At 43.8% G+C, this 23,976-nt stretch carries 23 protein-coding genes and 1 riboswitch; of the genes, 17 read left to right on the top strand and 6 right to left on the bottom strand.

What is annotated here, in order from left to right; genetic code table 11:
* Window positions 1-184: 184 nt before the first annotated feature.
* The 9 genes from JGK11_RS10165 (at window position 185) to JGK11_RS10125 (ending at window position 8,988) form a co-directional block, all read left to right on the top strand.
* Window positions 185-451: a hypothetical protein gene (locus JGK11_RS10165; protein ID WP_293211464.1), complete on the top strand. Its 267-nt coding sequence runs from the start codon at window positions 185-187 to the stop codon at window positions 449-451.
* A gap of 149 nt (window positions 452-600) precedes the next feature.
* On the top strand, window positions 601-1,746 hold the full coding sequence (locus JGK11_RS10160) for a leucine-rich repeat domain-containing protein (RefSeq protein WP_293211462.1): 1,146 nt from the start codon (window positions 601-603) through the stop codon (window positions 1,744-1,746).
* A gap of 66 nt (window positions 1,747-1,812) precedes the next feature.
* On the top strand, window positions 1,813-3,144 hold the full coding sequence (locus JGK11_RS10155; RefSeq protein ID WP_366053581.1) for a leucine-rich repeat domain-containing protein: 1,332 nt from the start codon (window positions 1,813-1,815) through the stop codon (window positions 3,142-3,144).
* A 34-nt stretch (window positions 3,145-3,178) separates the two neighbouring features.
* The gene (locus JGK11_RS10150; protein ID WP_293211460.1) at window positions 3,179-4,222 is read left to right on the top strand and encodes a hypothetical protein; all 1,044 of its coding nucleotides are present in this window, start codon (window positions 3,179-3,181) and stop codon (window positions 4,220-4,222) included.
* A 15-nt stretch (window positions 4,223-4,237) separates the two neighbouring features.
* Window positions 4,238-5,077 carry a hypothetical protein gene (locus JGK11_RS10145; protein ID WP_293211457.1) on the top strand — a complete coding sequence of 280 codons (840 nt, stop codon included), beginning with the start codon at window positions 4,238-4,240 and terminating at the stop codon, window positions 5,075-5,077.
* A 263-nt stretch (window positions 5,078-5,340) separates the two neighbouring features.
* Window positions 5,341-6,180: a hypothetical protein gene (locus JGK11_RS10140; protein WP_293211455.1), complete on the top strand. Its 840-nt coding sequence runs from the start codon at window positions 5,341-5,343 to the stop codon at window positions 6,178-6,180.
* A gap of 215 nt (window positions 6,181-6,395) precedes the next feature.
* The gene (locus JGK11_RS10135; RefSeq protein ID WP_293185915.1) at window positions 6,396-6,836 is read left to right on the top strand and encodes an Rrf2 family transcriptional regulator; all 441 of its coding nucleotides are present in this window, start codon (window positions 6,396-6,398) and stop codon (window positions 6,834-6,836) included.
* 159 nt (window positions 6,837-6,995) lie between these two features.
* Window positions 6,996-7,958, top strand: a complete 963-nt coding sequence (gene cysK / locus JGK11_RS10130; RefSeq protein ID WP_293199050.1) for a cysteine synthase A — start codon at window positions 6,996-6,998, stop codon at window positions 7,956-7,958.
* A gap of 349 nt (window positions 7,959-8,307) precedes the next feature.
* The gene (locus JGK11_RS10125; protein ID WP_293157273.1) at window positions 8,308-8,988 is read left to right on the top strand and encodes a J domain-containing protein; all 681 of its coding nucleotides are present in this window, start codon (window positions 8,308-8,310) and stop codon (window positions 8,986-8,988) included.
* 42 nt (window positions 8,989-9,030) lie between these two features.
* Here the strand turns inward: JGK11_RS10125 and JGK11_RS10120 are convergent, their stop codons facing one another.
* Window positions 9,031-9,180 (bottom strand): hypothetical protein, encoded by a 150-nt coding sequence (locus JGK11_RS10120; RefSeq protein ID WP_293211452.1) that lies wholly within the window; start codon window positions 9,178-9,180, stop codon window positions 9,031-9,033.
* A complete protein-coding gene (locus tag JGK11_RS10115; protein ID WP_293191504.1) occupies window positions 9,170-10,672 on the bottom strand; it encodes a cyclic nucleotide-binding domain-containing protein in 1,503 nt (500 codons plus the stop codon). The genes JGK11_RS10120 and JGK11_RS10115 overlap by 11 nt, the downstream gene beginning before the upstream one ends.
* A 422-nt stretch (window positions 10,673-11,094) precedes the next feature.
* Between JGK11_RS10115 and JGK11_RS10110 the strand changes: the two genes are divergently transcribed.
* The 6 genes from JGK11_RS10110 to thiC all read left to right on the top strand — a co-directional run bounded on the left by JGK11_RS10110 (window position 11,095) and on the right by thiC (window position 18,364).
* On the top strand, window positions 11,095-11,964 hold the full coding sequence (locus tag JGK11_RS10110) for a 6-carboxytetrahydropterin synthase (protein ID WP_293211450.1): 870 nt from the start codon (window positions 11,095-11,097) through the stop codon (window positions 11,962-11,964).
* A 303-nt stretch (window positions 11,965-12,267) separates the two neighbouring features.
* Complete coding sequence (locus JGK11_RS10105) at window positions 12,268-14,349, top strand: tetratricopeptide repeat protein (protein WP_293191508.1); 2,082 nt, start codon at window positions 12,268-12,270, stop codon at window positions 14,347-14,349.
* Between the two features lie 88 nt (window positions 14,350-14,437).
* Window positions 14,438-14,998: a Uma2 family endonuclease gene (locus JGK11_RS10100; protein ID WP_293199046.1), complete on the top strand. Its 561-nt coding sequence runs from the start codon at window positions 14,438-14,440 to the stop codon at window positions 14,996-14,998.
* A 170-nt stretch (window positions 14,999-15,168) separates the two neighbouring features.
* On the top strand, window positions 15,169-15,729 hold the full coding sequence (locus JGK11_RS10095) for a Uma2 family endonuclease (RefSeq protein WP_293185907.1): 561 nt from the start codon (window positions 15,169-15,171) through the stop codon (window positions 15,727-15,729).
* 96 nt (window positions 15,730-15,825) lie between these two features.
* On the top strand, window positions 15,826-16,650 hold the full coding sequence (locus tag JGK11_RS10090; RefSeq protein ID WP_293211448.1) for a Uma2 family endonuclease: 825 nt from the start codon (window positions 15,826-15,828) through the stop codon (window positions 16,648-16,650).
* Between the two features lie 235 nt (window positions 16,651-16,885).
* Window positions 16,886-16,982: riboswitch (TPP riboswitch) on the top strand.
* An 8-nt stretch (window positions 16,983-16,990) separates the two neighbouring features.
* Entirely contained in the window at window positions 16,991-18,364 is a 1,374-nt protein-coding gene (thiC, locus tag JGK11_RS10085) for a phosphomethylpyrimidine synthase ThiC (RefSeq protein ID WP_293185905.1), read from the top strand.
* 45 nt (window positions 18,365-18,409) lie between these two features.
* Here thiC and dcm read toward each other — a convergent pair whose 3' ends face one another.
* Both dcm and pyrE read right to left on the bottom strand, forming a co-directional pair.
* On the bottom strand, window positions 18,410-19,696 hold the full coding sequence (dcm, locus tag JGK11_RS10080) for a DNA (cytosine-5-)-methyltransferase (RefSeq protein ID WP_293211446.1): 1,287 nt from the start codon (window positions 19,694-19,696) through the stop codon (window positions 18,410-18,412).
* Window positions 19,697-20,272: 576 nt separating this feature from the next.
* Complete coding sequence (gene pyrE, locus JGK11_RS10075; protein WP_293211444.1) at window positions 20,273-20,848, bottom strand: orotate phosphoribosyltransferase; 576 nt, start codon at window positions 20,846-20,848, stop codon at window positions 20,273-20,275.
* Window positions 20,849-20,932: 84 nt separating this feature from the next.
* Here pyrE and JGK11_RS10070 point away from each other — a divergent pair, with 84 nt between their 5' ends.
* On the top strand, window positions 20,933-21,457 hold the full coding sequence (locus tag JGK11_RS10070) for a hypothetical protein (RefSeq protein ID WP_293185901.1): 525 nt from the start codon (window positions 20,933-20,935) through the stop codon (window positions 21,455-21,457).
* Between the two features lie 265 nt (window positions 21,458-21,722).
* On the opposite strand, the gene JGK11_RS10065 is transcribed toward JGK11_RS10070, so the two are convergent.
* On the bottom strand, window positions 21,723-22,484 hold the full coding sequence (locus tag JGK11_RS10065) for a pentapeptide repeat-containing protein (RefSeq protein WP_293185900.1): 762 nt from the start codon (window positions 22,482-22,484) through the stop codon (window positions 21,723-21,725).
* A gap of 20 nt (window positions 22,485-22,504) precedes the next feature.
* A complete protein-coding gene (locus tag JGK11_RS10060) occupies window positions 22,505-23,149 on the bottom strand; it encodes a hypothetical protein (RefSeq protein ID WP_293151824.1) in 645 nt (214 codons plus the stop codon).
* 377 nt (window positions 23,150-23,526) lie between these two features.
* Between JGK11_RS10060 and JGK11_RS10055 the strand changes: the two genes are divergently transcribed.
* Window positions 23,527-23,847 (top strand): WGxxGxxG family protein, encoded by a 321-nt coding sequence (locus tag JGK11_RS10055; RefSeq protein ID WP_293185898.1) that lies wholly within the window; start codon window positions 23,527-23,529, stop codon window positions 23,845-23,847.
* The last annotated feature ends 129 nt before the right edge of the window (window positions 23,848-23,976 follow it).

Raw genomic sequence — 23,976 nt, 5'->3', positions numbered from 1 at the left:
CTAGTAAGGCAAAAGTAAACATAAGTTAAGAATTGGGATTCAATCCAGTAAAGCAAAACTTTCCATTATATCATAAAATTATTTTGCAAGAGGTCTATTTTTAGCAGGGGCAGAATGGATTAATAATGGTGAAGTAGAAAAAATTCTAACAGACAATAAGTATTCCGTCGCGCAGAATCCATCTGTGGGTGATGTGGTAATTTATCGAGACAACAAAGGGCAAATTCAACACTCAGGAATTGTGGCAGCCATTTCGGGGAATGAAGTAACAAGGGTTATTAGTAAGTGGTCAATTTATGGTCTTTACGAGCATAACTTACTTGATGTACCTGCATCCTATGGAAACAAAGAAGAAAATATTAAAGTTTACAAAAGCAATCGGACTTCTGGTAATTTTCCCAAAGGTTTGGGCGCAGGGCGTGCTGGCAATCATCTATTGCGCCTACGCTAATAGTATCTTTGCTATAATCTCTCTTCTGAGTGAGAGATTATAGCAAGTCTTACGTTCAAATCAAACTACTAATAAAAATTTATTATCCAATGAAAAGAATACAGCAACTTCTAGGTAGGTATTATTTTCAATTTATACTCATTTTGTGTGTGTCTTTAACACTTGTTTTGAGTGGATACAGTGTGCTTACACCTCTTAAACAACAGGCACAAGTACAAGTGAAAACAGCAAGTTACCGCACCTTTGCTGATTGGTGTAAAAATAAAACTAATTTGACTCCCTCTGCTAAACATACTGTTGAAGTGTTGTTGCGGCAGGTTCGGACAACTGACTGCGCCCAAGCTAACAAGAAGCTTTCCAGTCTCACCAAGCTGCGTATCGTCGGATCTGAACTCGTTGACATTAGCCCGCTGAGTTCTCTGACTAATTTAACAGAGTTAGCCCTTTTTAGTAATCAAATTTCAGACATTGCACCCCTGAAGAATTTAACGAAGCTAACTTTATTGGATCTCAGATATAATCAAATTAAATCTCTCAAAGATTTGCAAAATTTGCAAAATTTGAAGGAGCTAAGCCTAAACGATAATCAAATCTCGAATGTCAATCCCTTAAAATATTTAACAAATCTAACATATATCTCGCTAGGGGCAAATAAAATTTCTGATATTAGTCCCTTGAAATCGCTTCACAAGCTAACTGAATTACTTCTGTCTAGAAATCAAATATCAGACATTAGTACCCTGCAATATTTGACTAATATCAAAACCTTATTGCTGGGAATAAATCAAATCTTAGACATTAGTTCACTCAAATTTATGACTAATCTAACTGAACTTTACATTGATGAGAATCAAATATCAGACATTAGTTCATTGAGATTCATGAGTAACTTAAAAGAAGTCGATTTGGGCCATAATAAAATTTTTGATATTAGTATTTTATATGGGATTAATTTAACGTCTCTTGAGCTTACTAATAATCGAATTGAAGATGTGAGTTCATTAAAGTTTATGACCACCTTAACTATACTTTCCCTCTCTGACAATCAAATTTCGGATATTAGTCTACTGAAATCTCTGACTAAACTGACTGAGTTATACCTTAGCGAAAATAAAATATCTGACGTAAGTTCATTAAAATCTTTAACCAGCTTAACAAAGCTAGACCTTTCTAACAATCGAATTTCTGACATTAGTATGCTCGATCGTTTAATTAACGTTCAGCGATTATACCTCGAAGGAAATCCGTCGATCGATAAAAAGTGCCCATTGCCTTTTTATAGCTGTGAATATTAATAAATAAAACGATTGTAACAACGATTTCACTTTTATTAAAAACTTAAATCACAGGAGCGATAGCAAATGAAGAGAGTACCGAAAGTTCTATGTATGTACTATTTTAAAGTCACCTTCACCTTTTGTGTAGCTTTAATTATTGTTGTAAGTGGATGCAATTCACTTTTATTTAAACAACACATACAAACAATGATTTATCCTACCTTTGCTGACTGGTGTGTAAATAAAACTAATTTGAGTTCGTCTACTAGGCATACTATCGAAGTTATGTTGCGGGAACTTGACACAACCGACTGCGTTAAAGCTAGCAAAAAGCTTTCTAGCCGTGCTGAACTTAGCATTGATGGCGAGCAAATAACTGACATCAGTCCTCTTTCATCTTTAACGAACTTAAAGAAGCTAAGTCTCAGTGTTAATGAGATTTCTGATATTAGCCCGCTTAGCTCATTGACCAATCTAACTATTCTTAATTTAGATTGTAACAACAAAATTTCTGATATCACTCCGTTAAAACATCTGACTAATTTAACAGAGTTAGCCCTTTTTGGCAATCAAATTTCAGACATTGCACCCTTGAAGGATTTAACGAAGCTAACTGTATTGAATCTCAGATATAATCAAATTAAATCTCTTAATAATTTGAATAATTTGAATAATTTGAATAAACTAAGCCTAACCGATAATCAAGTCTCAAATGTTAATCCCTTAAAATCTTTAACAAATCTAACATACCTTTCGCTAGATGCGAACAAAATATTTGATATTACTCCGTTACAATTTCTCAAGAAATTAAAAAGTTTATACTTGCATAAAAATCAAATATTAGACATTAGTCCATTGAAATCTCTAACTAATCTAAATACCTTGTTTATTTATAAAAATCAAATATCAGACATTAGTCCCCTGCAATTTTTGACTGACCTAACTACACTATATATCTACGAGAATCAAATATCAGATATTAGTTCATTGAGATTTATGACCAAGTTAACTGAAGTCGATCTGGGTCATAATAATATCTTTAATATTAATATGTTATCTGGAATTAATTTAACGTTTCTCGATCTCACTAACAATCATACTTCCGATGTTAGATCGCTAAAATTTATGACGACATTAACGGTACTTTCTCTCGCTGACAATCAAGTTTCTGACATTAGTTCGCTGAAATCTCTGACTAAACTGACTGAACTCTACCTTAGCGAAAATCAAATCTCTGACGTGAGCGAATTAAAATCTTTAACCAGCTTAAGAAGGCTCGACCTCGCTAACAATCGAATTTCTGACATTAGTATGTTAAAATCTTTAATTCACATCTTAGAAGCCTACCTTGAAGGCAATCCGCTGACTGATAGAAATTGCCCCTGGGGTTACGACTTTAGATGTCGATACGAATAATTAGACGGTAGACTCCTGCGGTTTTGGAGTGCTGATGGTGAGTGATGACCCTCTGAATTGGGTTCCCACAACTCTCTACACGAATTTAACGCTGACTAATAATACCAATGTCTTTGAGGTGAATGAGGGGGTGGCTGTCACGATGACTAAGGACGGGAAGTATGCGTTTGTGGCCGGTCGTAATAGTAAAAAAATCATCTTGGGTGAAGATCCGCTGGCGGGGGGGAATATTGGGATTATTCAAGATCCGTTGGGGCCTAATCCGAAATTAGTGGCGGCTACTGAACCGGTGCCGGGGGTTTTAACTAATAATGTGACTCTTTCTGGTGATGGGAAGTATCTAATTGGCTCTTATCCTACGCTGGGTGGTAGCGGAAATGCTTATGTCTTTGATGTGGAGGAAATTATTAAGACTGTTGAAAATCCTGCTTACGCTTTGAAAACGCGGGCTGTTGAGAAGTTTAATCCGAATATCATACCAAAAGGTGCTATTCCGGCTGTGATTGCGATCGGTGGTAATCCTTTGGGGTTGATTGCTGCTGCTCCCGATGATCCATGCTTAACACTCATAGAGAAAATTATAGCTCTTGGTAAAGAGTTGAAAAAACGCTTCGACGATCTGCGCTTAGACGATCAGGATCTTTATCATCGGCGTCGTGAAATCAGCAATCCTCCCGTCCCACGAATTCCTCCCTTATCAGGTCGCCGGACTACTGTGACTGGCGATCCCGGTTCTTGGGACGGACATATAGAGAAGTACGATAAAGTGCAAAAAGAGTTGAAAAAATTGCTCGATGATCTTGAAAAAATGGACAATTGTGATGATTATGATCCGGATGGATACGGCGGGTCTACAATGCAGGATGCCTATGATCAAGCTGTGGAGTATAGTCAAAAACAACCTCCTGAAGAGCCAGATATCAGAAACCGAAGTAGCTTACTGGCACGGGCAAATGAGCTTGGCGCACAGGTAAGAGACGGTGCTTTATGGGTAGCAGCGGGGGTAGGCGGAGCTGTTCTGATCGCATTGGAAGTAATTGCAAGGCTTCTAGGGTTAGACTTACGTTTTAGGCCTTGATAGACACTATCATTTATGACAAAACAGAACTGTTTGGAACTTGATTTTTCTTGGAAAGATTGGGAAAGCTGGAATTACTTGAGAGCTTTGTCTTTACCAACTCTGCCTTGGGCGGCTCCTTTCCTACCGTTGCTGGGATTGCCAAATGCTCTATTAGAGCAACCATCTATCTGGGAGTCAATTTATACCCAGGCTTTTATTGAGTATGAGACTGACTATCGTCTGAGAGATTGGACAGGAAGTCCAGACGGGGAGCGGGGCGAAGTGATACGGCAGGTAGTCACGAAGGCGTTGCCCCTGCTAGCACAGCAGATGGGACGGAATGTGGCAATTGATTTAGAGAAATGGGTCAGGTTTCACTTCTTCTGTCTTGAAGCCAAAAGAGCGATGAGAGAGTGGGAAAGAACTCTTCGGATTGCCTATTTTTCGCCAAATTCCCGTAAGTATCAGAGAAAAATTCCTCCACCCGCCGTCTTAGTGCCGATATTGCCAGAAATTCAGGAATTGGTGGATTTAGATCGCAGAACCGAGATCAATCATGCTTTGGAGCGTGTTGCCCCACCACCTCCATACGAGCAGATTCCCGAAGAATATATGGAACATTGTTATGAAATGACCATGATTTCGGGGGTACTCGATCAAGCGCTGACTTTGAAAGCTTTGCAAACAATCGCCTCTAGACTCAATGACACGGAACGAAAAGAAGTGGTAACGTGGGCGCAGGCTCAAGCTCTGATTATGTATAGAGATGGTAAGCCAGAGAATCTGTGTGGAGATAAGTATTTGCAAGTTGAACTACCTTGCTTTGATGTTCCATCATTACTTGACTTTTCTGCTTTAGATGAGAGTGCTTGACGGAAGCCACCACGAGGATCAGACTTTGGATTAATGAGTGATAAGCTGTTCTACATCTAAATTGTATTTTTTGTGCGGGCGAGACGCCTACCCCACAAGAACTTCATCAAATTTTGACTGTAAAGTTTAAATGCAGAACAGCTTAATACAGTGTTTTATGGGTAGGAGCAGGGGTAGCAGGAGCTGCTCTGGTTACATTAGAAATAATTGCAAGGCTTCTGGGGTTAGAGTTACGTTCTAAGCCTTGATAGACACGATCATTTATGACAAAACTAAACTGTTTGGAACTTGATTTTTCTTGGAAAGACATTGAAAGCTCGCATTACTTGAGAGCTTTGTCTTTACCAACTCTACCTTGGGCTGCTCCTTTTTTACCGCTGGTGGGATTGCCAAATGCTCTACTAGAGCAACCGTCTATCTGGGAGTCGATTTATACCCAGGCTTTTATTGAGCATGAGACTCACAATCGCATGAGGGATTGGACAGGAAGTCCAGATGGGGAGCGGGGCGAACTGGTACGGCAGGTAATTGTGAAGGCGTTGTCGCTGCTGGCACAGCAGATGGGACGGGATGTGGCCATTGATTTAGAGAAATGGGTCAGGTTTCATTTTTTCTGTCCTGAAGCCGAAAGAGCGATGAGAGAGTGGGGAATAACTCTTCGGATTGCCTATTTTTCACCAAATTCCCGTAAGTATCACAGAAAAATTCCTCCACCCGCCGTCTTAGTGCCGATATTGCCTTTGATTGAGGAATTGGTGGATTTCGATCGCAGAACCGAGATCTACCAGCATTTGAAGCGTGTCGCTCCGCCCCCCCCATACGAGCAGATTCCCTACGAATATATGGAACATTGTTATGAAATGACAATGATTTCGGGGGTACTCGATCAAGCGCTGACTTTGAAAGCTTTGCAAACAATTGCCTCTAGACTCAATGACATGGAACGAAAAGAAGTGGCGATGTGGGCGCAGGCTCAAGCTCTTATTATGTATAGAGATGGTAAACCAGAGAATCTATGTGGAGATAAGTATTTGCAAGTTGAACTTCCCTGCTTTGATGTTCCATCATTACTTGACTTTTATACTGTAGATGAGAGTGCTTGACGGAAGCCACCACGAGGATAAGACTGTGGATTAATGAGCGATACATACGATCGCCCTGCGAGCCTTTTTTGCAAGGAATTGATGGAAGTCAGTAAACTCTAGTGGAGAACCGGAGTATAATCAAAGGTGAGGAGTGAGAATTTGGAACTCAAAATTGAGAATGATTCTAAAATCTGACTTCGGAGTTGAGAATTCTGGTACTTTCAAGTGCAACTATGGTAGAACTCTCCTGTAAAAGCGAATACGCAATCTTAGCTTTGCTGGAGCTGGCCGATTGCTACGATGAGGGCGAACCCCTGCAAATTCGCCAGATAGCTGCTCAGCAAAATATTCCCGATCGATATTTAGAACAGTTGCTCGCTACCATGAGACGCTGCGGGCTGATTCGCAGCCAGCGAGGAGCTAAGGGTGGTTATATCTTGGCGCGGGAACCGTGGAAAATTACACTGCTCGAAATTATCAACTGTCTCGAAGGCTCAGACTTCGATCGCTCTGAAAAAGACTCGCCTGCTCAAACTGTAGAAAGTGCTGTGATTTGGGAAGTTTGGCAAGAAGCGCGATCGATCGCCAACTCGGTGTTGCAAAAATATACGCTACAAGATCTGTGCGAAAAACGCAATGGCAGACGGCAGCTCAATATTATGTATTACATCTAGTTAAGCCGACGCGCGTCTAATTTTCAAAATCCTGTTTTTTCAAACAATCAGTGCGGTAGGCGAGAGAGCCAGCCCTAAAAGTTAAATCTCAATACGCAATAGCTTAATATTGCCAACTAGGAATTAACATTTACTTTCAACAACAAGCAGACAAAGATTATGCGTATTGCTGGCGACATTACAGAATTGGTGGGGCACACACCCCTGGTGCAACTCAACCGCATTCCCCAAGCCGAAGGCTGCTTGGCTCGGATTGTAGTCAAACTCGAAGGCATGAATCCGGCAGCATCAGTAAAAGACCGGATTGGTGTCAATATGGTGAATCAAGCCGAGGCAGAAGGGCTGATTACTCCCGGGAAAACGGTTTTAGTAGAACCGACATCTGGCAATACCGGAATTGCTCTAGCAATGGTGGCGGCCGCAAAGGGCTACCAGTTGATTTTGACCATGCCGGATACGATGAGCACGGAACGTCGATCGATGTTACGAGCTTACGGAGCTCAACTAGAATTGACTCCCGGCATTGAAGGCATGAGTGGCTGCATTCGGCGCGCTCAAGAGATTGTAGACAAAACTCCGAATGCGTATATGTTGCAGCAGTTTCGGAATCCAGCCAACCCGGACATTCACCGTTCGACAACGGCTGAGGAAATTTGGGCAGATACCGACGGCGAGGTGGATTTCCTGATTTCTGGAGTCGGCACTGGCGGCACGATTACTGGTGTTGCAGAGGTGATTAAGTCCCGGAAACCCGAGTTTAAGGCGATCGCAGTTGAACCAGCAAACAGTCAAGTTCTGTCGGGCGGAAAGCCCGGGCCTCACAAAATTCAAGGTATTGGTGCTGGTTTTGTGCCGCCCGTGCTGAATGTTGATGCGATCGACGAAGTGATCATTGTTACCGATGACGAGGCGATCGCCTACGGGCGCCGCTTAGCCAGAGAAGAAGGACTTTTGTCCGGTATTTCCAGCGGTGCGGCACTGTGTGCAGCTTTGAAAGTCGGCAAGCGTCCTGAAAATGCAGGTAAATTGATTGTGATGATTCAGCCTAGCTTCGGCGAGCGCTATCTCAGCACTCCCTTGTTCCAGGATCCAGAACTGAATCTGGCGGTGGCTGTCAACTAAACTAGCCTCCGGCGCGAGTTGCAGAAACTGAGGGCAGGGCGTAAACTTTACGCCCTGCTTGGCTTTGTTGTTTGCAGTCAGGAATGCAAGTTCTTCTTAACAGTTGTTTGTAGTCAGGAATGCAAGTCCTTCTTAACTCAACTTTCCACAGAGAGGACTGAAGTCCTCACTACAAACTTTAAAAGCATCAATATTTTTATAAAATAGATTTATGGTAATTTGAAAACTTAGGTTTTTTACTTACATTTTTTGGCATTTATATCATCTAAATACTTAGTATATTAGCAAATAATGATATTTTTGTCAAGCACTTTTTCGCAGATTATCCATATTTCAAGGAAATAATAGCGTGTCTTCTGTTACCAATCACTACAAAACCCTAAAAATTAGCCCAACCGCAACCCAAGCCGAGATTAAACAAGCATACCGCCGTTTAGTCAAAATATTTCATCCAGACAGCCAGAGTTCAACAGCCGGTCACGAAGAGATTGTTCGCCTCAATGCAGCCTATGAAATATTAGGAGATGCCCAGCAAAGACAATCTTACGATCGCCAAATCTCCCAGCCCAGCGAAGAGCAATCGCCCTACGCACCAAACGTCACCCGCCAGCGACAACAAGCAGCGCGGGACGCCGACGAACACATGGAACAGTGGCTGATTAAAGTATACAAACCAGTCAATCGAATACTCAACAACATCTTGAAGCCGCTGAAAAAGGAAATAAACGAATTGTCAGCAGATCCGTTCGATGATGAACTGATCGAAAAGTTTCAAGCTTATATCGAAACCTGTCGCGATTTTCTTTCAAAAGCTAATGACTTTCTGAGGGTGATGCCCAATCCATCTAATGTAGCCGGAGTTGCGGCCCATCTTTACTACTGCATCAATCAAGTGGGAGATGGCATAGAAGAATTGCATTTATTTACCCTCAATTATGACGATCGCCATTTGCACACAGGTCAAGAACTGTTTAGAATTGCTGCTAGACTGCGGCGGGAAGCACAGGAGGAATTGAAAATTAGAAGTTAGTGAAGAAGTTATGGTTATTGGTTATGGGTTATTTGTTATTGGTTATTTGTTGCGGGCTATCAATAACAAATAACAAATAACTTCTAATTCATTCCCAATTCCCAATTCCCAATTCCCAATTCCCAATTCCCAATTCCCAATTCCCAATTCCCAATTCCCAATTCCCAATGAGTTCTGAATGTCAAATTCCAAAAAGAACTTGAATTCGCTTCCGGATTTTAATAAAAGGAGTTTGTTCCAGAGAGTCGCCCTCTAACAATCCCAAATCTCTCAAAGCTTGCTGGCGTTCGGACAATTTTTGAGCAATCTGATCTGCCAAATTCGGTTGTTCTGTTAAAAGTTTTTGCAAGTCGTGGCGTTCCACCACAAACAAAATTGCATCTTCGCTAGTTTTAACAGTCGCCGTTCTCGGAGTTCCCAACAGCAAAGAGATTTCCCCAAAAAACTCGCCCTCGTGAAGCGTCGCAATGTACTGATCGGCTTTTTGAGAAAGAACTTCTACAGAACCAGAAAGAATAATATAAAAAGAATCGCCAGGGTCATTTTCATTGCAGACAATCTGTCCTGTTGGAAAAAGTTGTCGGTAGCCGTATTCAATTAACTGCCGCAGTTCTACATCTGTACACTGTTCAAAATAAGTTACTCGCCGCAACAAATCTCGTAGCGTCCAATTATTAGGGGATTTAACCCCTTGCTTTTTAGGCTCGGAAACGGTGGAATTAGATTTGAGTTCGGCTGAATGTTTGGCATTCTGGGGGTAAACTTGACCGTTTGAATTATCGTCTTTGTGATTATTGTGAAAATGTTTGGTTAACTCTTGCGGGTTCCGCAGCCACAAATCCCGCTGGGGAAATGGGATTTCGATATTGCGGTGGCGCAATTCATAATCTATTAAAAAGTTGACCGCACTTTTAATTTCATCGCTTTTCTGTGGCTGGTCAATCCAAATTAAAAGTTCAAAATCTAAAGCGTTATCTCCAAACCCGCGAAACCAAACTTTCGGAGAAGGATGTGATAAGATATTCGATTCCAGTCTCGCAGCGACTAACAGTGCTTCTGTAACTAATACTGGGTCAGTTCCATAGGCAACGCCGACGGGGATGTGGACGCGGCATCTGGGGTCTCTATAACTCCAGTTAATAATGTTGGTTTCGACAAACTTGATGTTTGGTATGATTACAAATAGTCCGTCGATTGTTTTGATAATTGTGGAACGGATGGAAATATTTTCAACTGTTCCTAATAAATGGTCAATCTCAATAAAGTCTCCGACTCGAATTTGCTGCTCAAATAGTAGGGTCAGACCGCTGATAAAGTTGCTGGCGAGATTTTGCAAGCCGAAGCCGAAACCAATGCCGACGACGCCAGCTAAGACTGTCAGAGAGGTGAGGTTGAGCCCTGCACCTTGCATGACGAATATACAGCCAAGGGTTGCTAAGATGTAGCTGATGATGGTGGAAATTGCTTCCCGACTGCCCCGATCCAATCCCATCCTAACTAGCAGGCTGCGTTTGATTCCTTCACTGATGAGACGAGCTATAACGAAGGCTAATATAGCTAATATTATCAGTTTGACGATCGCACTAATGGACAGATGAGTGTCCCCGATATAAAATAGCGGAGTTGCGATCGCACCATACAAATTTTCAAAAAAGCGATCGGCTTGTTCAGTAATCCAATTCATTAAGATTTGGTAATGAGTAATTGGTGATGGATGATTAGTTTTGCTGGCAACTGAACCGCAAACTCCTGACTGTGGCAGAGTTTATGCGAAAAACCCGAAGTGTAGAGTGCGCTGTGTTGCAAAAAGGTCGTCAAGCGCAGCTACCCTGTTGGGAATCGCACTTTCTCAAAGATTCTTAGCTGATGGAAAAGCAACTGATGGCGAGAAACGGTTTTGTAGCGGTATTTTCTGCCCGTGATATCTGTGTTGTGGCGTACCATAAGCCCAGCGGCTGGTGAGGCAACGTGTTGCCAATATCTCAAAAATTGGTAGAAATTCATTCGCAGCACCCTAAAATTATCGAAAAATTCCAGCAAAAATTAGTTTATCCTTAAGAAGTAAGTCCTTTACAGAACTTAACAAGCTTACCTTACTTGACTTTTATGCAGTGCATCATCAATCGTCGGGCACAGTTTTCGGCGAGTCACCGGTACTGGCTGCCGGAGTTGAGCGAAGCCGAGAACTTTGAACGGTTTGGCCCAACTGCCCGCGCACCGGGACACGGACACAATTACGTTCTTTACGTTTCCATGATAGGAGAACTCGACGAGTACGGCATGGTGCTCAACCTGTCTGATGTCAAACACGTCATCAAGCGGGAAGTTACCAAGGATCTCGATTTTTCTTACCTTAACGAAGCATGGCCGGAATTTGGGCAGACTCTGCCAACTACCGAAAACATAGCACGGCAAATTTGGCTGCGGCTAGCTCCTCATTTGCCTGTGAGCAAAATTCAATTGTTTGAACACCCGGAACTTTGGGCTGAATATTTAGGAAATGGCATGGAAGCTTATCTAACTCTGTCCACTCATTTTAGTGCCGCCCATCGGTTGGCTCGTCCCGATTTAAGTTTTGAAGAAAACTCGGAAATTTATGGCAAATGTGCTCGTCCTAACGGTCACGGTCACAACTATCATTTAGAGGTGACTGTTAAAGGGGAAATTGATACGCGGACTGGGATGATTGCTGATTTGGGAGCTTTGCAAAAAGCTGTTGATGATTATGTTGTTGAACCTTTCGATCACACTTTTTTAAATAAGGATATTGCTTATTTTGAGAAGGTTGTGCCAACGGCGGAGAATATTGCGGTTCGGATCGGGCAATTGTTGCGATCGCCCATACGGGAATTGGGCGCTGAGTTGCACAAGATTAAGCTGATTGAAAGTCCGAATAATAGCTGCGAAATTTACGGTGCCGATTTAGATGCAGCGACGGTACAACAGCAACAGTCAGCAGTTTTAGCTGCGGTTTAGAGGTACAAATCGGATCAGTTGGGGCGGTTTAGGCGGATATGAGGCAAATTGTGCAGATTGGTGAAGCCGCCCCGATGATTCCGAGGATGATTGGAGGCGGATTAGGTGCGAGAAAGTGTTCTTTGACACAAGTTATGTGGCGAGTATTATTGGGACTTTTCCTGACAAGTCAGACGCAGCCCGTATTTTGGAGATAGTAACCCAGAATTCCTCATCAAAGCTATTGTCACTGCTGAGAGTATGAGGTCGATCGCCCGATCTGCTGACAAACAACACTAATTTCTCCTAGGTGAGTTGACGTTTATGCGAGTCTCAAATGTAGCTCTCTTGACTCTGGCCGCCCTCGCATCCCAGAATGTAACTGCTCAAACTAACGCCGCTCCGGCTGCACCTCCCATCTCTGGTGAGACACCGCAGGCCAGCAACTTTGTTGATGCCATAAATAATACCGTCTCTCGTCCGGCGGAGTCAATGAGCGCGCCCGAGACGATCGCCGACGAACAATTTTCCCCACGAATTGCGGTAAAATCGCAGACTGGTTTGCTGGTAGCAGCGGCCGGCGCTGAATTATCTCCTGCTGTTAAAACCAAGGCAAATCCTGCTGCTAGAGCCACCGATGAACTGACTCAATCTTTACAAGAAACATGGCTGGCTAAATTAATCGAAACTGGGGTTAAAAGCAGTCCCCAAGTTCGCGACGCTTTCGATTTTTTCTCTCCACGGACTGGCAGTGCAGAAACTGGATATGGTTTTAATAATACGATAACTCTGCTGAATATTTTATTAATTCTGGGTACTATTTTGCCACCGGTGACAATCGCCTTTTTTTGGGCGATCCGCAGGCTGGTAGTCAAACAGTTGGTTGCTGACGCCAATCAAAGATTGCACGGCATTGGTGTGTTGGAATCAGAGTTGCTCAACTCTCGCCAACTGACTCAAAAAATGAGGGATGAATTAGAGGCACAAATGAGTGCAGCTAAACAATCACTTGATTTTTTAACTAGAGAAACTGAACTTTCCAAATCTTCCGTCGAGCAAATTGAGACTCTCAAATCTCAATTTATCATGCGCCTGCAAGTGTTGGTAACAGAAGTTGACGAGAAAAAATCTCAAATTGTTCAGGAAATTTCCCAGGTTCCGGCAATTGTTGCCAAAGAAGCTGTCAAACTCGCACCTCAGCGGCAGTTAAATAATGCACAAACTTCTGCAACAGCACCTGCTAGTGACGGACAAAATTTGATTGCTGACGATTGTATAAAGCAAGTCGAAGAGCTTTATTTTCAGGGCAATTACAATGAGGCATTAGCCTGCGTAGAAAAAGCTATTTTAACGAACAAGAATGCGGATGAGGCGTGGTATTGGCGCGCCAATGTGTTAATTAGATTGCAGCGTCATGAAGAGGCGATCGCCAGTTACGACCAAGCAATATTAATTAAACCGGATCACTACGAAGCGTGGTACAATAAAGCGAATTTGCTGGGAAAATTGCAGAGGTGCGAAGAGGCGATCGCCTGTTACGAGCGAGCAAGTGCGAGCGAGCCGAGAAAATACGGTTGTTGGCACAGCATAGCAGCTTTGTTGGGTAAATTGCAGCATTACGAAGAGGCGATCGCCAGTTACGATCGCGCCCTGGCTATCAAAACAACCGACAGCGAAATATGGCACAACCGAGGTGCGATGCTGGGTAAAGTACAGCAGTACGCCGCCGCAGTCGATTCTTACGATCGCGCTCTTGAGCTCAATCCCAAGAGATACGAGACTTGGTACAATCGAGGTAATATGCTGTGGAGATTGCTCCGCTACGCTGATTCTGTTGCTTCTTACGATCGGGCTCTCGATATCCGGGCCGACAAATACGAAGTTTGGTACAATAGAGGCGCCGTGCTGGGAAAAATGCAGCTCCATCAAGAGGCGATCGCATCCTACGACAAAGCAATTGCCATTAAACCGCAGGATTTTGAAGTGTGGCACAACCGAGGCGCAGCTTTCGACAAACTATCACAACACGAAGCAGCAATTGCATCTTACTCCCAAGCAATCACGCTTAATTCCAAGTGTTACGAAGCTTGGTTTGGCAAAGGCGAATCTTTGGCAAAATTGCAGCACCATGAAGAAGCGATCGCAGCTTACGAAAAGGCGATCGCAATTCAGCCAGAATCCTACGATGCTTGGCACCACTGCGGTACAGCTTTGTCGCAATTAAAGCGCTACGAAGAAGCAATGGCAGCATACGATCGAGCCATTGCTATCAAGCCAGAAAATGCCGAAGCTTGGCGCGATCGAGGCACAATTGCCTCAGAATTAAAACAAGATACAGAAGGATTTGCAGCCGGTGAAAAAGATACTCAAAACCAGCCACAAGTCGATGAATCTTCGGAGAGTTAGTTGTAAGGTACAGCGCAACTGAGCTGTATTGGAATATTTTTGGCAAAAATGGTAAACTTATGCCAAATGCTAAAAAAGGAGAATAGTTATGTCTGTGAAAATGCAAAGACGGCTATTTACAGTGCAAGAATATCACCTGATGAGTGAAGCTGGTGTTTTTAGCGATCGCGAACGAGTGGAACTTATCGAAGGAGAAATTATCCAAATGGCAGCAATTGGTAGGCGCCACGCCGCCCGTGTCGATCGCCTGGCAGAGTTTTTTGGCGATCGGGTGCGAACACGTGCTATCATCCGGGTGCAAAATCCTATTAGCATTGGCGATCGATCTGAGCCTCAACCTGATATTGCCTTAGTACAGCGTCGCGCTGATTTTTATGAAGAATCCCTGCCAAATAGCGAGGATGTTTTGCTGTTGGTAGAGGTAGCAGATAGTACCGTTAATTATGACCGCGATGTGAAAATACCAAATTATTCGCGATCGGGCATTCAGGAAGTATGGTTATGGGATTTGGAAGCAAACTGTTTAGAAGTTTACCGCAATCCCACCGCAAATGGCTACACTTCAGTGCAAAAATTTGAACGCGATCAACAAGTTTCACCACTGGCTTTTCCTGAGTTGACAGTGAGTGTTGATTTAATCTTGGGTTAAAAAAATAGTAAGCTTAAACGGGAGCATCTCAGTTTTGCATTTATAGTGCTGTCCCCGCTCGCGTATGCTACAAATCGCGAGCTCTTAAGCTCGCACTATAATAAAAAAAATGCTTTTTGCAAAATAGAGATGCTCCCGCTTAAACTAACTGCGAAAAAAGGAGAATAGTTATGTCTGTTGAAATGAAAAGACGGCTATTTACAGTGCCAGAATATCACCTGATGATTAAAGTAGGTGTTTTTAATAAAAATAACAGAGTCGAATTGATCGAAGGAGAAATTATCGAAATGGCAGCAATTGGGACTCGTCATGCAAGTTGTGTAAAGCGTCTGATCGCTATGTTCTCCGATCTGGAGAGAAGACGTGCTATTTTGGGTGTTCAAGATCCAATTCAGTTGACAGAAAGGACTGAACCTCAACCGGATGTTGTCTTGCTGCAACCTCGTTCTGACTACTACGCTACAGCGCATCCAATACCATCAGAGGTGTTGCTTTTAGTAGAGGTTTCAGATAGCACTGTAGATTTCGATCGCGATGTCAAAGTTCCTAATTATGCGCGTTCTGGAATTCAGGAAGTATGGCTGTGGGATCTTGAGGAAAACTGTTTGGAAGTTTACCGCCAGCCGACGATAAATGGCTACACTTCAATACAAAAGTTTGAACGCGGACAACAAATTTCGCCGCTGGCTTTTCCCGATTTTGTAGTGAGTATTGATTTAATCTTGGGTTAGGCTGACTTTTATCTTATTTTCGATTCCCACTCCCAATTACCAAAACCTTAGACTTACTATATAATTAATTTAACTCCTCAAATCAGCGAAAGTTTTATGACTGTTGCTAAACCATTTGAATTGGGAGTCACCCATCTCCCAGACCACACCGAACTGCCAGAGTCTGACGGTACTTTTGTGAAAAACTTTCAAGAACTGCCTCAAAGCATTATTCTCACCGATTCCCTGCGGCCTGTATTGCAAAAAATTCACCCTGACGGACGGTACCGCATCGGTCAAGATTGCGGGATTTATTGGCGTTTAACTGACCCTCCCGAACGCGGCGCCGAAGCACCAGATTGGTTTTACGTCCCCAATGTACCGCCACTTTTAAATGGTCAGGTGAGGCGTTCCTATGTATTGTGGAAAGAATACGTTGCACCGCTAATTGCAATTGAATTTGTGTCGGGGAACGGTTCAGAAGAACGAGACAGAACTCCACCGCCAGACCCAGATAGAGAAGAACAACCAGAACAAAAACCTGGCAAATTCTGGGTTTACGAACAGGCGATCCGCATTCCTTTTTACGGGATTTATGAAGTGAAAAAAGCGGCTGTAGAAATGTATCATTTAGAAGACAACCGCTATCAGCGCCTGAGTCCGAACGATCGCGGGCGCTATCCGATTCCACAGCTTGGAGTTGAATTGGGAATCTGGCAAGGGGAATATGATGAGATGAATTTGCCTTGGTTGCGTTGGTGGGATAGTGAAGGCAATTTGTTATTAATAGGGGAGGAACGTGCTCAACAAGAAAGCCTTCGCGCTCAACAAGAAAGCCTTCGCGCTCAACAAGAAAGCCTTCGCGCTGACGAAGAACGACTTCGGGCAGATCGTTTGGCAGAAAAGTTGCGCCAAATGGGCATTAATCCCGATGAATTGTGATTGTTTTGTTAGTTGTTGAATTCTGGGTAATCGCTCTTTTTTTATGACAGAAATATCATAAATTGGGAAAGGACGATTACCTATGGGATAGCTGCGCTTTACGACCATTGATAAATTGCAAAATTAAAGATATTTAATTTTTAATAAAAATTCTTAAAATTCTTGAAAAATTATATATTTGTGGAATTTTTTATAAAGATTTAATCTTTGCCCAACGTAAGTGCTAGTATCATAAGCCTAAAGCTAGGGGTGCCCGCAGATCCGGGCTGAGAAAACACCCTTAGAACCTGAGTCTGGGTAATACCAGCGGAGGGAAGCTGTTTATGAAGGACATTAAGATATGCGTACCGAATGGATCGCTAAGCGTCAGGGTCACAGCAACGTATCTCAAATGCACTACGCCCGTCAAGGTGTCATTACTGAGGAAATGGACTTTGTTGCTAAGCGAGAAAATCTCCCAGGAGAACTGATCCGCGCCGAAGTAGCGCGGGGACGGATGATTATTCCCGCTAACATCAATCATACGAATTTGGAACCAATGGCGATCGGCATTGCGTCTAAATGCAAAGTCAATGCTAACATCGGTGCATCTCCGAACTCTTCCAATATGGAAGAAGAAGTTGACAAGCTTAAACTAGCAGTTAAATACGGTGCTGACACCGTGATGGACTTGTCCACCGGCGGTGGCAATTTGGATGAAATTCGTACTACGATTATCAAAGCTTCACCAGTTCCTATCGGTACTGTACCAATTTACCAAGCTCTAGAAAGCGTGCACGGTAATATGGAAAGTCTGACGGCGAATGACTTCCTGCACATCATTGACAAACACGCTCAACAAGGCGTAGATTACCAAACAATTCACGCCGGAATTCTGATTGAGCATTTGCCGTTGGTGAAAAATCGGCTGACTGGGATTGTCTCTCGTGGTGGCGGAATTTTGGCGCGGTGGATGCTACACCACCACAAACAAAATCCTCTCTACACTCACTTTAACGACATCATTGAAATCTTCAAGAAATATGATGTTTCGTTTAGTTTGGGAGATTCTTTGCGCCCCGGTTGCACTCACGATGCGTCGGATGAAGCTCAATTAGCTGAACTCAAAACTTTGGGACAATTAACTCGCAAAGCTTGGGAACATGATGTGCAGGTAATGGTGGAAGGCCCGGGCCACGTACCTATGGATCAAATTGAGTTTAATGTCAAGAAACAAATGGAGGAATGCTCGGAAGCTCCTTTCTATGTTTTGGGGCCGTTGGTGACTGATATTGCACCAGGATATGACCACATTACCTCAGCGATTGGGGCGGCGATGGCTGGTTGGTACGGTACTGCTATGCTGTGCTACGTGACTCCTAAGGAACACTTGGGATTGCCGAATGCTGAGGATGTCAGAAACGGGCTGATTGCTTACAAAATTGCGGCTCACGCTGCGGATATCGCGCGCGGCCGTCCGGGTGCGCGCGATCGCGATGACGAACTTTCCAAAGCGCGTTACAATTTCGATTGGAACCGTCAATTTGAGCTATCGCTCGATCCTGAAAGAGCAAAGGAATATCACGACGAAACTTTGCCAGCAGATATCTACAAAACTGCGGAATTCTGTTCGATGTGCGGGCCTAAGTTCTGTCCGATGCAGACTAAGGTTGATGCCGATGCTTTGACTGAGTTGGAGAAATTTCTTGCTAAGGAACCTGTAGCGCTAAGCTAACTATATTGCTAGGGCGGGCGGATAAATTCGCCCACCCTTCCCAATTCAAAAGGCACTAACTTTTTGTTTGGTAGATGACAAAACATTCTGCATAACTTCTTTCGCCACAGCTTTTACCACATTAATACTGACGCTATTGCCCAGTTGATAGTAAGCTTTATCATCATTGGAATGCAGTACAAAACTATCGGAAAAACCTTGTAACCGTGCGGCTTCGCGGGGAGTAATTCGCCGGACTCTATGGTTGTGATAAACACCTAATTTATTTGCATCGCTGGCAACAAGTGTTACAGAAATCTTCTGCGGATCTAGAAATTTATAGACTTCAAAGGAAAAGTTACCCGATACAGGTTTATACAAATCATTGTTGCGCTGTAGGTACTTCTTGGCAACCAGTAAATCCAGAATTTCATCAAGATTGGGATGAGCAAAAAAAGTAGCGATTTGTTCTTTAGTTAAAAGCTTCCCATCTTGGTGATGTCCAAATTCTTTATTGCGCCTTTTCAATATAAAACGATTCATCAACTCAATTTCATCTAAACTGCACTGGCCTCGCAAACCCAATTCCCAAGAATGAATCGAATTGCCGCCACGATAGTCGATTAATCGGATTCCGTGCAAGCGATTTAAATCATTGTTAACGATTGGTTTCAATGCCTTGACAAATTCTGGCGAGCAATCATATTTTTGGTCTGGATTGTCTTCCAAAATATCTGCAACTGCGACGGGTTTACTCAACGGGGAAAATAAGGATAACTGTTGATGGTTGCAGGAATGGGAATCTTTTGGGCCTAAGTCGGAAATTAACCCAAATTGGGGCGAAGCATTTAAAATTCCTACTAGGTAAACTCGGACGCGGTTTTGGGGTAAACTAAAGTTGGAGCTGTTGAGTATAAAGTAATCGAAGCTGTAACCTCGATCGGTCATTTCGCTTTTTATAGTTTCTAGGGTTTGTCCGCTGTCGTGGGAGACGAGTCCTCGCACATTCTCAAAAATAAATGCTTGAGGCTTGAAAGTGTCAATCAGCCGTACAATCTCGAAAAATAGTGTGCCTCTGGTGTCTCCAAAGCCTGCTTTTTTGCCTGCGTAGGAGAAGGATTGGCAAGGAAATCCTGCTAGTAAAATATCATGTTCTGGAAGTTGGTCAATTAGTCGGATGTCGCCTGAAGGTGTGTCGCCAAAATTGGTCTGGTAGACTAATTGAGCATCGGGATTGATTTCGCTACTTAATACGCATTCTGTTTCCAGATTCAAGGAATGTGCGGCGGCTTCAAAGGCTAATCTCATGCCGCCTATTCCTGAGAATAAGTCAATGAAACGGATTTTTTGCATGGCGATTTTAGGTATCCGCTCAATAAATCGGGGTAGAGTACCGTGTTGGAAACGATTTTGCGATGTTTGAGTCTCATCATTAAGTGATTTCCCCCGATTTATTGAGCGGATACTATTTTACCATGCTGTGCCTAGATTGTGAACCTTCTTTTTTGCTGTTACCCCTATTTATTGAGCGGATATCTTTTTATCATTTCTCCCCCAAAGTCCGCCAGTACAATTAAATCCTTCAGGAACATATTTCCTGAAAGTGTTGAAGAGTTTACTATTTGAAATAATCCGCTTAACTCTGAAACAGTGACGCTAAGAATAGCAATAAATTGATCTTGAGTTTCTATCAATTTTGGTATAACACTGAGTTATGCTTCCTTTTGAGATAAGTCGGAAGGCGAAAACATCGAAGCTAACTCACGGATTTCTTCAACTGTTCTTCTGTAATTGTGAGTTGACATTTTGGGTTGTCTGTGGTAATGAGTGCTGTGAATTTGATGCGATCGCCCGCCGTTCTCGCTATTAAATGTTCGGCGGCAGTTGACGCGATTTTTTAGGCTAGGAGATTGGCGATCGCACTTTTACCTATTGCTTGCTACTAATCCATTCTTTGAGATCGGCGATCGTAAAAACAGCCTGAAAATCCAATCCCTGCTCGCGATATAATTGAGCTCCACCTTGCTCTCGATCGATCAGCGACAACACGCGATCGACTTTATAGCCAGCACCCCGCAGCCTCTCCACCGCCTGCATCGCCGACTTACCCGTCGTTACGACATCTTCCAACACCGCCACATTCGTCCCTTCAGGCAACACAGGCCCCTCAATATACGCCATTGTCCCGTGTCCCTTCGTCTCTTTGCGGACAATTAGCGCCGGAATCGATCGACATTCCAGAGCCGAAACCACACTCACAGCAGTTACAATCGGGTCAGCACCCAACGTCAAACCGCCCACAGCCTGCACTTGAGGTGGCAGCATCGAGAAGAGTACGCGCCCCGTCGCCAAAGCACCTTCAGCGTGCAAAGTCACCGGTTTGCAGTTGATATAATAAGAACTTTTCTGCCCCGAAGACAGCACAAAGTCGCCCTCGCGGTACGCAAACTCGCACAATAAATCCAAAAGTCGATCGCGCAACACCTTTAAATCAGCAGCATCCATAACTTAACACCTTGTAGAAAACGCAAATAATCCGCCGATAATCAGTCTATATTGGAACCGTAATTAATCTAGAAGCTGAAATTTATGAGTCAAAAGTTAAAAAGCCTCAGCAGTGCGTTGATTCTCGCTGTCGCCTCTGCCGCACTGGCATCCGTCAAACCTGCTCAAGCAGATACAGCCCGATTTAGCCCCGTTGGTGACAACTTCAACCGACAATTCTTTGAAGCTTCAGGAGACTTTTATCACAACGTCAGCTTGCAAGGTTACATGGGCGACTATCTAGGAATTGGTTCCCCCAGCGGCGTAGTTGCCTTTCCCGAAAAAGAAATCGAGCGCGATGCCAGTCGCGTCAGCGGCCTCTACCGACGAGTAATGCAGCGGCAGGTTTCCAGCGACCCTATTCTTCGCGTTCCCGATGCCACCAATCCCTTTGATGCCTCAGTTATGGCCTTGCCCGCAGCCTGCCAGGTAGCACCTCAACCGAGCGGCTGTTTCGCTCCTGGGAGCCGAGTCCAAGAACCGTTTGTACCGCGGCAGCAGCAAGAGTCGGAGGCAGTACCAGGCCCGGTTAGAGGACTGTACAATGTATCACCGGCTCGTGGAAATTAATTAGCGATGAGAAAATTGGTTTGTAGTAAGGACTTTAGTCCTGATTTACTCAAACTCACAGATAAGGACTGAAGTCCTCACTACGAACCTTGATTACTGATGAGAAAATTGGTTTGTAGTAAGGACTTTAGTCCTGATTTACTCAAACTCACAGATAAGGACTGAAGTCCTGACTACGAACCTTGATTAGCGATGAGAAAATTGGTTTGTAGTAAGGACTTTAGTCCTGATTTACTCAAACTCACAGAAAGGACTGAAGTCCTCACTACGAACTTACTGATTGTGAAACTATGCTGCCGTCAGGCATGATTGTCCCTTGCAAATGAGCGCCGTCGAGATTAGCTCCAGCCAAATTGGCTCCTCTGAGATTTGCCCCTGTCAAATTCGCCCCTCTCAAATCAGCTTTACCGAGGTTTGTCCAGCGGAAATCGGCAGCACTCAAGTCCGCAAAACTAAGATTTGCCCTAAAAAGATATGCTCCCGTGAAGTGAGCTTCCCCGAGGTTAGCTTTAGAGAAATTGGCTGCGTAAAAATGTGCTTCAATCAATTCGGCTTGATTGAGATTGGCTTGACTGAGATTAGCATGATTGAGGTTCGCGCCGATCGCATTAACTCGAAACATTGCCGCCCCGATTAAATTCGCATCTCCTAAATCGGTTTGTTGGAGAATCGCACCACTGATGTCCGCCCCAATTAAATTAGCCCCGCTCAAATCTGCCCCCCGGAGGTCGGCCGCTCGGAGATTTGCTCCCGTTAAATTAGCTTTAACTAATTTAGTATCGAGGAGTTGTGCTCCAGCAAGATTTGCTAAACTGAGATTAGATTCAGCAAGGTTTGCTGTAATTAATTTAGCCTTAAACAAGTCTGTTTTAAAAAGGTTACACCGCCCAAGATACGCACCTCTAAAATTTGCTTCAGCGAGGTTAGCTTCGCTCAGATCCGGTTCGAGGTTTGGGTTGAGATTTCTCCATTCAATCCAAGTAACTGCACCTTTTTTTAGCAGCGCTAAATGCTGTGTATTTGCCATAATTGCATCTCCTATAACCCCTATTCCTTGCGACCAAAAATTGCTGGATTTTCGCGACCAGATACGCTTTCCACCGCCGCAATTGCTGCCTGGGAACCTGCTATAATATCTCGTTCTGCTCCGCCGAGGTAAAGCCGTCCGAAACTACCGACAGCCTGAACTTCTAAGATGTTAATAGATGCACCTTTTTCTGCTTCATTGGCTGCCAGCGCTGCATAGGCGGCCGGTTCTACTTCTAAGACGTAAAGCGTTTGTCCCGCCAGCAGCAACTGTCCGCGCCTGCTGCGGTTGATTAATTGGGTTTGGTGGGGGTCGATGTTGCGAATAATTTGACTGGAAATGACTCGCGGTTTGATACATTCTTCTCTACGGACTCCGATGAATTCTAGAATTGCTTTGCCTGCGGCCCTGGTTTCGCCCTGCTGGCCCGAGTGTACTTCCAGCAAGCCGTACAGGCGCTCGACTATCTGCACTCCAGGGCGCACGGAGGCTGATTTGAGGGCGACATCGGTAATTCGGTTAATTTCGATGCCAGGGGAGATTTCTATCCACAGCGACGCATCCCCCGGCAGTGGCAAGAATCCGGCGGCGACAGTGCCTATGTATGCTGCGTGCTGTGGCTGCAAGTTGTCTAGAAATACGTAGCTGCGTAGCTCTATTCCCAATTTGTTTTAATCTCCGTCGATCGAGCTTTTGTTGTCTGTGCAATATCTGAGTTTACCTTTTTTTGTCAACAGTACATTGTCTGTATGATTTTTGACGGTTGACGGTTGACGGTTGACGGTTGACGGTTGACGGTTGACGGTTGACTGTTTGAACAATACCGATGCGGCCGGAAACGATATGAGATACACCCCTCGAAGTGACGTTTTGGGCTTTGCGAGCTATGTTTAATTTCGTATGACCACTAAAAATTTGATATCAATCTGTAGTAATAGCTGGAGTTAATCAATCTTTACTGCTACAGGTGGATTTAACTTTGAAAGGCGATCGATATAGTGATGATAGTTAAAGATTTTTGCCAACAGAGAGCATTTGAATTATGAAACGTTCTGACTTATCCAAAGCAATCGGTGCAGGTATTATCGCTGCTGGTCTAGCCATTGTGCCAGCTAACTTGCCTGCTTCGGCTCAGACAAATACAACTCCGGGTACTAACAGCAGAGATACTACCACTACCACTACTACTCCTCGCTCTGGTGTCTACAGTGCTGAGAACGATCGCGATTTTGATTGGGGATGGTTGGGCTTGCTCGGCTTGTCCGGTTTGCTCGGTTTAATGCCCCGCAAACGCGAAGAAAATGTCCGCTATACCACTACAACTGGCGATCGCGATCCAGCAGTTCGTACAGATTACCGCTAATACTAGGGTATAACGGGCTGTGGGCATGATGCAGGGACAGGATGTTTTAACCTGTCCGAATAGCGCCAACAATCATCAAAAAACCTCCATCTGTGAGGTTTTTTTATTGGATACGATCGGCAATCAATT

This window comes from Microcoleus sp. PH2017_34_RAT_O_A (assembly GCF_020737885.1).
In the GTDB taxonomy this organism is placed as follows: domain Bacteria; phylum Cyanobacteriota; class Cyanobacteriia; order Cyanobacteriales; family Microcoleaceae; genus Microcoleus.
This window is presented reverse-complemented; position numbering and strand designations above follow the sequence as displayed.

Excerpts from the sequence above, each read along its gene's own strand:
- JGK11_RS10135 (WP_293185915.1), top strand. The coding sequence starts at position 6,396 with ATGGTAGAACTCTCCTGTAAAAGCGAATACGCAATCTTAGCTTTGCTG.
- JGK11_RS10095 (WP_293185907.1), top strand. The coding sequence starts at position 15,169 with ATGTCTGTTGAAATGAAAAGACGGCTATTTACAGTGCCAGAATATCAC.
- JGK11_RS10055 (WP_293185898.1), top strand. The coding sequence starts at position 23,527 with ATGAAACGTTCTGACTTATCCAAAGCAATCGGTGCAGGTATTATCGCT.
- JGK11_RS10145 (WP_293211457.1), top strand. The coding sequence starts at position 4,238 with ATGACAAAACAGAACTGTTTGGAACTTGATTTTTCTTGGAAAGATTGG.
- JGK11_RS10110 (WP_293211450.1), top strand. The coding sequence starts at position 11,095 with ATGCAGTGCATCATCAATCGTCGGGCACAGTTTTCGGCGAGTCACCGG.
- JGK11_RS10070 (WP_293185901.1), top strand. The coding sequence starts at position 20,933 with ATGAGTCAAAAGTTAAAAAGCCTCAGCAGTGCGTTGATTCTCGCTGTC.
- JGK11_RS10115 (WP_293191504.1), bottom strand. The coding sequence starts at position 10,672 with ATGAATTGGATTACTGAACAAGCCGATCGCTTTTTTGAAAATTTGTAT.
- JGK11_RS10150 (WP_293211460.1), top strand. The coding sequence starts at position 3,179 with ATGGTGAGTGATGACCCTCTGAATTGGGTTCCCACAACTCTCTACACG.
- dcm (WP_293211446.1), bottom strand. The coding sequence starts at position 19,696 with ATGCAAAAAATCCGTTTCATTGACTTATTCTCAGGAATAGGCGGCATG.
- JGK11_RS10100 (WP_293199046.1), top strand. The coding sequence starts at position 14,438 with ATGTCTGTGAAAATGCAAAGACGGCTATTTACAGTGCAAGAATATCAC.
- JGK11_RS10105 (WP_293191508.1), top strand. The coding sequence starts at position 12,268 with ATGCGAGTCTCAAATGTAGCTCTCTTGACTCTGGCCGCCCTCGCATCC.
- JGK11_RS10065 (WP_293185900.1), bottom strand. The coding sequence starts at position 22,484 with ATGGCAAATACACAGCATTTAGCGCTGCTAAAAAAAGGTGCAGTTACT.
- JGK11_RS10090 (WP_293211448.1), top strand. The coding sequence starts at position 15,826 with ATGACTGTTGCTAAACCATTTGAATTGGGAGTCACCCATCTCCCAGAC.
- JGK11_RS10140 (WP_293211455.1), top strand. The coding sequence starts at position 5,341 with ATGACAAAACTAAACTGTTTGGAACTTGATTTTTCTTGGAAAGACATT.
- pyrE (WP_293211444.1), bottom strand. The coding sequence starts at position 20,848 with ATGGATGCTGCTGATTTAAAGGTGTTGCGCGATCGACTTTTGGATTTA.
- cysK (WP_293199050.1), top strand. The coding sequence starts at position 6,996 with ATGCGTATTGCTGGCGACATTACAGAATTGGTGGGGCACACACCCCTG.
- JGK11_RS10155 (WP_366053581.1), top strand. The coding sequence starts at position 1,813 with ATGAAGAGAGTACCGAAAGTTCTATGTATGTACTATTTTAAAGTCACC.
- thiC (WP_293185905.1), top strand. The coding sequence starts at position 16,991 with ATGCGTACCGAATGGATCGCTAAGCGTCAGGGTCACAGCAACGTATCT.